Annotated in this window: 6 protein-coding genes; 1 reads left to right on the forward strand and 5 read right to left on the reverse strand. The window is 69.9% G+C overall.

All coding sequences use genetic code 11. The features are described 5' to 3' along the window. Nucleotides 1–1,048, forward strand: a 1,048-nt coding sequence (locus tag HY049_13650; GenBank protein MBI3449946.1) for a DUF2142 domain-containing protein, incomplete at its 5' end; no start/stop codon positions are given. Between the two features lie 9 nt (nt 1,049–1,057). On the opposite strand, the gene HY049_13655 is transcribed toward HY049_13650, so the two are convergent. From HY049_13655 to glmU, 5 genes are read right to left on the reverse strand one after another with little or no spacing between them, the layout of a single operon-like run. Beyond that, nucleotides 1,058–2,929 (reverse strand): glycosyltransferase family 39 protein, encoded by a 1,872-nt coding sequence (locus tag HY049_13655; GenBank protein MBI3449947.1) that lies wholly within the window; start codon nt 2,927–2,929, stop codon nt 1,058–1,060. Continuing rightward, the gene (locus tag HY049_13660; GenBank protein MBI3449948.1) at nt 2,929–4,089 is read right to left on the reverse strand and encodes a glycosyltransferase family 2 protein; all 1,161 of its coding nucleotides are present in this window, start codon (nt 4,087–4,089) and stop codon (nt 2,929–2,931) included. Before HY049_13660 ends, HY049_13655 begins: the two co-directional genes overlap by 1 nt. Before the next feature lies 1 nt (nt 4,090). Continuing rightward, the gene (locus HY049_13665) at nt 4,091–6,352 is read right to left on the reverse strand and encodes a UvrD-helicase domain-containing protein (protein ID MBI3449949.1); all 2,262 of its coding nucleotides are present in this window, start codon (nt 6,350–6,352) and stop codon (nt 4,091–4,093) included. 16 nt (nt 6,353–6,368) lie between these two features. Continuing rightward, the gene (glmS, locus tag HY049_13670; protein MBI3449950.1) at nt 6,369–8,198 is read right to left on the reverse strand and encodes a glutamine--fructose-6-phosphate transaminase (isomerizing); all 1,830 of its coding nucleotides are present in this window, start codon (nt 8,196–8,198) and stop codon (nt 6,369–6,371) included. A gap of 25 nt (nt 8,199–8,223) precedes the next feature. Next, a complete protein-coding gene (gene glmU / locus HY049_13675) occupies nt 8,224–9,516 on the reverse strand; it encodes a bifunctional UDP-N-acetylglucosamine diphosphorylase/glucosamine-1-phosphate N-acetyltransferase GlmU (GenBank protein ID MBI3449951.1) in 1,293 nt (430 codons plus the stop codon). Between the last annotated feature and the right edge of the window lie 22 nt (nt 9,517–9,538).

The raw sequence follows: 9,538 nt of genomic DNA on the forward strand, positions 1-9,538 counted from the left end.
CGGAGCGGCGGCGGGTGCATCGCCCCTCGCGCTGCTGTACGCGTCCAGGCTCGCGGGCCTGATCGGCTGGCTGCTGCTCGCGTGGCTTGCGATCCGGCGGTTCCCATCGCAACGATTCGCTCTCGCCGCCATCGCAATCCTTCCGACGAGTCTCTTCTTCAGCAGCTTTGTCAACGCCGACGCCATCACGATGGGTGTCGCCTTCCTCTTCGTCGCCGAGTTATTCCGCACGTTCACGTCGCACGATGCAGGGCTGATGGACAGCGGAGGGAGGGAGGGAGGGAGGGAGGGAGGGAGACCAGTATCACTACGCGAAATCGTGAGACTCTCCTTCCTCGCCGTCGCCGTCGCTTCTACCAAGGGAGCTTACGCCCCGCTCGCGCTCCTCGCGCTGGCGATCCCCACGTCCCGCTTCGGATCACGGAAGCGCCGCTGGATCTCGGTCTCGGCGATCGTCCTCCCCTCGATGGTGGCCGGGCTGGGATGGATGTGGCTGGTGAAGACGTCGTTCTTCGCCGGGGCCCGATATCGGACGTGGGGAGGAGACGCTTTCCCCGACGGGCAGACGACGTTCGTCCTCCAGCATCCGCTCGCCTTCGCGAAGGTCCTCCTGGACACGGTCCTCACGACCCCGTTCATCCCCCGCGCCGCCGTCGGAGCGATCGCGGAGATGGGCCACATGAGCATCCACCTCCCCGTCGCCGCCTACCTCGTGCTCGGTCTGCTGCTGATCGGCGCATTCGCCCTCGACCCGACCAAACCCCGTACTCCGTACTCGTGGCGCGTCCAGGCGTGGTGCGTCGCGGTCTTCTCCGCGTGCTTCACGCTGACGATGGCGCTGCTCTACATCCAGTGGACGGGATACCAGGCACCGATCATCCGTGGGTTCCAGGGACGGTACCTCCTCCCGATCCTCCCGCTCCTCTTCCCGCTCGTGAGACCCCTCAGATGGGCGACCGTGGGTCGCGCGCGGGCGTGCCTCGTCCTCCTCGGCCTGATCGGACTTCCTCTTGCGCTGTGGGAGCTGGTGACCCAGTCCTTCGGTTGAGGACCGACGTCAGGGAGTCTTGCCGCTCGCGGCGCCGGCCTGGGTGGCCCAGGCGCTGAGATCGGCGGCGGCCGGCGAGTTCGGCGCGAGGTCGAGCGCCTTCCGGAGGTGCGGGAGGGCCGCGGCGCCGTCGTGGAAAGTGACCCACAGCAGGTGGCCGAGGCGCGCCTCGACCTCGGCGTTGTCGGGGCTCACCTGCTCGGCGCGCATGAGCGTGGAGAGGGCCTCCATCGGCTGATTGGTGTCGTGGTGGATACCGCCCACGGCGATGAGCGCCTCGGCGTTGTCGCCCTCGTCGTCGAGGACGTCGCGGAAGGCGGAGAGAGCCTCCGGGTACCGCTCGTGCCTCAGGAACAGCTCACCGAGGGCGAGGTTCAGCTTCACCCTCTCGGTGTCCGGGACGTTCTCGCCGTTCGCGAGCGCCAGCGCCTGGCGAAGCTCCTTCGAGGCGAGCGTCACCTCCCCCTTCTGCTCGAGGGCGTCCGCCGCGATCACGAATTCCGAGGGACGGTAGTAGCGGTAGCCGGGAGGCGGGGTGGAGGGGAGCGCGAAGGAGAGGGCCGTCGCCCCGCCGAGGACCGCCGCCGCCGCGCCCCAGCGCCGGGCCGCGAGCGCGCGCGCCCCTTCGGTGAGCGCGAGGCCGGCGAAGATCGCGAGCGGAATCACGAGCGGCTGGCGGTAACGCGAGACGACGTGGGCCAGAAGGAAGAGGGCGAGGACCGACGCGAGGTACAGGTACAGGAGCGACGACTCGCGCGCTCGCCGGGCGGCGAGGAGCATCCCGGCGAGCCCGAGCCCCCCGACGCAGCTGAACCTGAGCCCCCACGTGAGCACGGGCGAGTGGAGGGCGGCGTAGTAGAACGAGGGGTTGTCGGGGACCTCGTAGGCGTTCCAGAGGCCCGAGAGCTTCTCCCACTGCTTGAGGGCGAGGTCGCCGATCGCGCCGTGGTAGGCGCCGATCGTCGCGAGGATTGTCCCCAGGACCTTGTAGTCGCTCGCCTTGAGGATCTCCTCCGTGCCCTGGGGGATGACCGCACCGACGGGGCGGCTGTCGGGGGCGTTCCCCATCACGAAGGCGAGCGGGGCGCGGGTCGTCGAGGAGAGGATCGGTGCGCCGACGACGAGGTTGCGCGCCACGAGGGGGAGCAGCGCCGCGGCGAGCCCCGCCGCGATCCAGGCCGCCTCGCGCCCGCGCCCGGCCGGGGCTCCGGGGCGAATCCAGATCGCCCAGATGAAGGCGAGGGGAAGGAAGGTGATGACGGCGCTGTCGCAGAGATACGCGGCGCCGAGGAGAGCCCCCGCGAGGATGCATCTCCCCCGGGACTCCTTCACGGGGGTGGCCGAGAGGGCGAGGAGGGCCGCGGTGTTCAGCGTGATGACGAGCGTCCCGCGCAGCAGCTCCGAGTCGTACAGGATGAACGGGGCGTACCCCGCGACGAAGAGCGCCGCGACGATGCCGGCCGCGGGGCCGAAGAACCTGCGCGCGAGGAGGCCGACCAACAGGATGTTCACGGCGCCCAGAAGAGTCTGGAGGAAGCGCCACGCGTCCACCCCCCCGGTCCCGCGGATCGAGAGGGCGACGAGGTACGTGTAGAGCGGCGGCTGGTAGTACGTCGAGGGGCCGAGCCACCTCTCCCAGGTCTCAGCGTCGGCGACGTTGTCCTGCCACGTGAAATGAGGGCGCCACGCGTTTCGATCGAGCCAGTCTCCGGAGGCGACGTGATGGGCCCACGAGAGGTTGGCGTTCATGTCCGACGAGGCCCACGTGGCGTCGAAATCGTAGAAGGGGGTGCCGTGAATCGACGACAGGTGCCAGAGCCTGAGGGCGCCTCCCAGGGCGCAGACGGCGAGGAGGGTCGCGAGGAAGCGGCGGCCGGCCATCAGCCCCGTCGCCTTTCGGTTCCGAGGATCGAGAAGAAGAACGAGGCGAAGAAGGCCTGCGCGCCGATCACCATCATGGTGAGGCCGAGGATCGCCGGCCGCACGCGGATCTCGCCTCCGAACGAGAAGTCCTTCCGGAGCCACTCGACGAGGATCGACGATTCGATCGCCAGGCCGGCGAGAAAGGTCGCCGCGCCGGCCAGGAGGCCGCGCTCGAGGTTGAAGACCTTGAAGAGCCGTGGGAGCAGGGGGTCTTCCTCCTCGAGCCCCTCGACCAGCGCGTAGATGCGCGCGAAGAGGCCGATCGTGGTGACGTTCCACCCCAGCACCGCCATCAGCGATCCCAGGATCATGAAATGGTAGTCCACGAGGTGACCCGCCACGTGGATCGGCCCGGCCGCGAGGAGGGCGACCAGCGCCGCCCCGGCCGCGAAGAGGGTGAGCCCGGGGATCAGGAAGAGATGCGTGGGGCTCAGCATGAACATCATCTTGAGGTGGCGCCAGCCGTCGCGGAACGACCGGAGGTGCGGCCTTCCCGGGCGCCCCCCCCTGTGCAGCACGATGGGGATCTGCGCGATGCGGAGGCGCGCGCGCGCCGCGCGGATGAGCATCTCGGAGGCGAACTCCATCCCCGTGGTGCGGAGCTTCAGCTTCGCGTACGCCTCGCGCGTGATCGACCGCATGCCGCAGTGCGCGTCCCGAATCTTCGCCCCGAAGAGGCGGTTGAGGATGAACGAGAGGATCGGCACGCCGACGTGACGGTGATGCCATGGCATCGCCCCCGGCTCGACCGCGCCGTGGAGCCGATCGCCCATGACCAGGTCGGACCCCGCCGTCAGCGGGCGGACGAACCCCTCGAGGTCTTTGAAGTCGTACGTGTCGTCGGCGTCCCCCATGACGAGGTACCGCCCCTTCGCCTGCGCGAAGCCGGCGAGAAGGGCTGAGCCGTATCCCTTCCGCTCCTCCAGGATCACGCGCGCGCCGGCCGCCGCGGCGACCTCGCGCGAGCCGTCGGTCGAGCCGTTGTCGGCGACGACCACCTCGCCGGTCATGCCGAGACGGTTGAAGGCGCCCATCGCCTTGGTCACGCAGACGCCGATCGTGGCGCGCTCGTTCAGGCAGGGGATGACGACGGAGATCTCGGGATCGGCGGCCCCCATGTCAGGAGCCGACCCGCGTCAGGTGCGCGTACCGGGTGAGGAGCTTTCGAGTGCGGCCGCCGAAGCGCACCGTGAGCTTCTGCCCCTCGTCGGCCGCCTCCACGAGGAGGACCTCGCCGAGGCCGAACTGATCGTGGCGCACGCGGGCGCCGACCCGGAACGACGGGACCTCGCCCCCCTCGGCCGCGTCGTCGTCGGGGGCCGCTCCGTCGTCGGCTGCTTCGCGGCTCACGTCCTCGTCGCCGAGCGCCACCTCGCGCCTCGGCCGCGCCGCCCATCGCGCACCTCCTCCTCCCCCGGCGCCCCCGCCGCCCGCGAGGGCGCTTCGCCCCCACGACGTCCCGGCCGCGGGAGAGGTGAAGACCTCCTCCACGTTCTCGTCGCCGATCTCGCCAAGAAAGCGGGAGATGGCTGCCGGGGCGATTTCCCCGAAGGTCCGGCGCGTCCGCGCGGCGGTGACGTGGAGGCGCTTCCTCGCGCGCGTCATCCCGACGTACGCCAGGCGGCGCTCCTCCTCGATCTCGTCGGCGGCGTCGAGGGTGCGCGCGTGGGGGCAGAGCCCCTCCTCCATCCCCACGAGGCAGACGAGGTCGAACTCGAGCCCCTTCGCGCTGTGCAAGGTCATGAGGTTCGCGCCGCCCGTCCCCTGGGCGGACTCCGACTCGCTGACGAGCGAGGCGCGGTCGAGGAACTCCTGGAGCCCGCCCTCCCCGGCCGACTCGGCGGCGGCGTCCACGAGCTGCTCGACGTTCTCGAGGCGCGCGTCGGCCTCGGACCCTTCGGTGCGCTTCAGGTGCTCGGTGTAGTCGACCCCGCGGATGAGCTGCCTCAGGATCTCGCCGGGGGAGCCGCCGGCGAGTTTCCCCCTCACCGACTCGAGCACCGCGAGAAACGCCCCGGCCGAGGCCGCCGCCTTCGCCGCGAGCGCCTTCGACTCGATCGCGGCGCGGCACCCGTCGTGGAGGCTCGTTCTCCCCGCGGCCGCCGCCGCGTCGATCGCCTCGAGCGCGACGGCCCCGAGACCCCGGGCCGGGACGTTGATGACGCGGCGGAAGGCGACGTCGTCGCTCGGGTTCACCGCGAGCTTCAAATACGCCATCAAATCGCGGATCTCCTTCCGGTCGTAGAACCTCAGGCTCCCGTAGATCCGGTACGGCACCCCCGCCGAGATCAGCGCCTCCTCGAAGAGGCGACTCTGCGCGTTCGTGCGGTAGAGGATCGCCGCCTCCTCGAGCCGCGCCGTGCGCCGCCACTCCTGGATCACGCGCACGATGAAGGCGGCCTCCTCGCGATCGCCGGGAAGGATCGCGAGCTTCACCTTGTCGCCGCGCCCCGCCGCCGTCCAGAGCTCCTTGCCGATGCGCTGCGTGTTGTTCCTCACGAGGGAGTTCGCGGCGGCGAGGATCGATCCGGTCGAGCGGTAGTTCTGCGTGAGCTTCACGACGGTCGTCCCCGGAAAATCCTTCTGGAACGAGAGGATGTTCCCGATGTCGGCCCCGCGGAAGCGGTAGATCGACTGATCCTCGTCGCCGACGACGCAGAGGTTGCCGTGGACGGCGGCGAGGGCCCGCACGAGGCGGTACTGCGGGGGGTTCGTGTCCTGGTACTCGTCCACGAGGAGGTAGCGGCACGTCCCCGCCCAGAGGCGCGCGCGGTCGGGGTGCTCGGCGAAGAGGCGGATCACGTTCAGGATGAGATCGTCGAAGTCCATGGCGTTCATCCGCCTCAGCCCCGACTGGTAGGCGGCGTACACCCTGGCGTGGAGCGGTCCCTGCGGCCCGCGCCAGTGCTCCTCGCCCGAGTCGGGATCCACGCCGAGGTTCTTCGCGGAGCTGATGCGCCGCAGGACGTCGCCGGGGGTCGCCGTCTGGTCTCCCGACACCAGCTCCTTGAGGCTCTCCTTCACCAGGCGGAGGGAGTCCTCCGTGTCGAAGATCTGGAAGCCGTCGCGATAGCCGAGACGGGGGGCCTCGCGCCTGAGCATCCTGAGACACAGTGAGTGGAAGGTGCCGACCCTGTCGGGGGCGCTCCCCTCCCCGAGGAGGCGGGCGATGCGCTCTTTCATCTCGGCGGCCGACTTGTTGGTGAAGGTGACGGCGACGATCTCGTCGGGGGCGGCGAGGCCGAGGTGAAGGGTGTGCGCGATGCGGTGGACCAGGACGCGGGTCTTCCCCGACCCCGCTCCCGCGAGGACCAGGATGGCCCCGTCGGTCAGCTCGACCGCGCGCCGCTGTTCTTCGTTGAGATCCTTGAGGAGATCCAACGCACCCCCGGGGGGATCACTCGACCGTCACGCTCTTGGCGAGATTGCGCGGCTGGTCGACGTCGCACCCGCGTCTGAGGGCGATATGGTACGCGAGGAGCTGGAGCGGCACCACCATGAGAATCGGGGTGACGAGATCGCCGGCGGCGGGGACGCGGATCAGGTGATCGGCCCTGCGGCTCACCTCGTCGCACCCCTCGGCCGCGACGGCGATGACGATCCCCTCGCGCGCCTTCACCTCCTCGATGTTGCCGAGCATCTTCTCGTAGACGTGATCCTTCGCGGCGAGCGTGACCACCGGGAGGTTCTCGTCGATGAGCGCGATGGGGCCGTGCTTCATCTCACCAGCGGGGTATCCCTCCGCGTGGATGTAGGAGATCTCCTTCAGCTTCAGGGCCCCCTCGAGCGCGATCGGGTAGTTCACGCCGCGGCCGAGGAAGAGGAAGTCCTTCACCCGGAAGAAGCGCTTCGCGATCTCCTCGATGGCGGGCTCCGTCGCGAGGAGCCCTTCGATCTGTGCGGGGACGCGCGTGAGGGCCTCGAGGTGGCCCCGGCCGTCCTTCTCGTCGAGGACGCCCCGGACGCGCCCCAGATGAACCGCGAGGAGGTGGAGCGCGGTGAGCTGCGCGGTGAAGGCCTTCGTGGAGGCGACGCCGATCTCGGGGCCGGCGTGCGTGAGGATCACGCCGTCGGCCTGGCGCGTCATCATGCTCGAGGCGACGTTGCAGATGGCGAGGCTCTTCGAGCCGCGCGCGCGCGCCTCGCGCTGGGCCGCGAGGGTGTCGGCCGTCTCCCCCGACTGCGAGATGACGACGGTGAGGACTCCGGCATCGACGATCGGGTCGCGGTAACGGAACTCGCTGGCGGTGTCGACCTCGACGGGAACGCGCGCGAGCCTCTCGATGAGGAACTTCCCGACGAGGGCCGCGTGCCACGAGGTGCCGCACGCGAGCAGGTTGATCTTGCGGACCCCCTTGAGCTCGGCCGCCGAGAGCGCGATCTCGTCGAGATAGACGCGCCCCCCCTCGAGAGAGAGCCTTCCCGAGAGGGTGTCGCGGATGGCCCGGGGCTGCTCGTGAATCTCCTTGAGCATGAAATGCTTGTAGCCGCCCTTCTCGGCCATGATCGGGTCCCACGTCACGCGCTGCGGCCTCTTCTCGACCCGGCGGCCCGCCGCGTCGACGATCGTGACGCCGGCGGCCGTCACGACCGCCATCTCGTCGTCGTCGAGGGAGACGACGTCCCGGGTATGGTGAAGGACCGCCGTGATGTCGGAGGCGATGAAGAACTCGCGATCGCCGTAGGCCACGATGAGCGGAGGACCCCGTCGCGCGGCGACGAGCTTCCCGGGCTCGGTGACGTTCAGGACCGCCAGCGCGTACACCCCCTTCAGCATGCCGAGGCTCTTGTGGACGGCGTCCTCGAGCGCTCCGGTGTGATGCTCCTCGATCAGGTGCGCGATGATCTCGGTGTCGGTCTCGGTGACGAAGCGGTGCCCCTTCGCCGCGAGCGACTCCTTGAGCTGCATGTAGTTCTCGATGATGCCGTTGTGGACGACGACGATCCGCCCCTTGCAGTCGCGGTGCGGGTGCGCGTTCTCCTCGGTCGGCCGCCCGTGCGTGGCCCAGCGCGTGTGCCCCAGGCCGAAGGTGCCCGCGATCGGCGAGGCGGCGAGCGACTCCTCGAGGTCGCGCAGCTTTCCCGCGCTGCGGCGGAGCTTCAGCTCGCCGTGGTCCACGACGGCGATCCCCGCCGAATCGTAACCGCGGTACTCGAGCCGCCTCAGGCCGTCGAGGATGACGGGGACGACCTGCTTGTCGCCGATGTAGCCGATGATCCCGCACATGGGTGGACCTCGATTCTCCTTGAATTCAACGCCGCTTCGGGCGCTTGGCTTTCGAAATCTTGCCGTGCCGCGCCGCCATCTCTTCCCGCTTTCTCACGGCCCAGCCGAGGATGGTCTGCTGCTTCACGCGCGAGAGGGCGAGCGCGCCGTCCGGGACGTCCCGGGTGATCGTGGACCCGGCGCCCACGAAGGCCCCCTTGCCGACCCGCACCGGGGCGACGAGCTGCGTGTCGCTCCCGATGAAGACGCCGTCGCCGAGCACCGTCCGGTGCTTCTCCCAGCCGTCGTAGTTGCAGGTGATCGTCCCCGCGCCGACGTTCACGTCGCGGCCGATCTCGGCGTCGCCGAGGTACGCGAGGTGGTTCGCCTTGGCGCGATCCCGAAGCCTCGCCTTCTTGGTCTCGACGAAGTTGCCGACGTGGACCTCCTCGCCGAGCTCGCTCCCCGGCCTGAGGTGCGCGAACGGGCCGATGCGCGCCGACCTGCCGACGCGAGCGTCCACGATGACGCAGTGATCGAGGATCGTCGATCCCGCCCCGATCGCCGAGTCGGCGATGCGCGTCCCCGAGTGCACGACGCATCCTTCGCCCAGGGTCGTCGTCCCCGAGAGCGTGACGTTCGGGTGCAGAGTGGTGTCGGGGGCGATGCGGACGGAAGCCTCGACGTAGGTGGTCTCGGGATCGATCAGCGTGACCCCGGCGATCATCAGCTCCTCGGCCTTGCGCCGGAAGAGGGCTTTCTCGGCCCGCGCAAGATCCGCGCGCGTGTTGATCCCCAGCACCTCGCCGGCCATCGGGTGCAGCATCGCCTCGACGCGCCGGCCCTGCGCCCGAAGGACCGAGACCAGATCGGGAAGGTAGTACTCCTTCTGCGCGTTGCGCGTCGAGGTGGCCCTCAGCGCGCCGAAGAGCCCGGAGACCTCGGCGCAGTAGAGCCCGGCGTTGATCTCCTTCACCTCCTCGATCTCCCGGCGCCCCGCGATGTCGGCCTGCTCGCAGATCGCGTCGAGCGCCCCGCTCCGCGAGCGCAGGATGCGCCCGTAGCCTGCCGGCGCGTCGAGCCTCGTCGTCAGGACTGTGAAGGAGGCGCGCGTCCGGGCGTGATGCGCGAGGAGGGCTCGCAGCGTCTCCGGGCGGGCGAGCGGCACGTCGCCGTTCAGGACGAGGAGCGTCCCCGTCTCGCGGCGAAGGAGCTTCTCGGCGGCGAGGACGGCGTGGGCCGTGCCGCGCTGTTCCGCCACCGTGACGATCGCCCGTCCCAGATCGGCATCGATGACGCCAAGACGCGCGATCACGTCCTCGGGCAGCGTCACCGTCATCGCCCGCGACGGCCGCCCGTAC

This window comes from Acidobacteriota bacterium (assembly GCA_016195325.1).
Taxonomy (GTDB): domain Bacteria; phylum Acidobacteriota; class Polarisedimenticolia; order JACPZX01; family JACPZX01; genus JACPZX01.

Coding starts and splice junctions, on each gene's coding strand:
- HY049_13655 (MBI3449947.1), bottom strand. CDS start 2,929: ATGGCCGGCCGCCGCTTCCTCGCGACCCTCCTCGCCGTCTGCGCCCTG.
- glmU (MBI3449951.1), bottom strand. CDS start 9,516: ATGACGGTGACGCTGCCCGAGGACGTGATCGCGCGTCTTGGCGTCATC.
- HY049_13660 (MBI3449948.1), bottom strand. CDS start 4,089: ATGGGGGCCGCCGATCCCGAGATCTCCGTCGTCATCCCCTGCCTGAAC.
- glmS (MBI3449950.1), bottom strand. CDS start 8,198: ATGTGCGGGATCATCGGCTACATCGGCGACAAGCAGGTCGTCCCCGTC.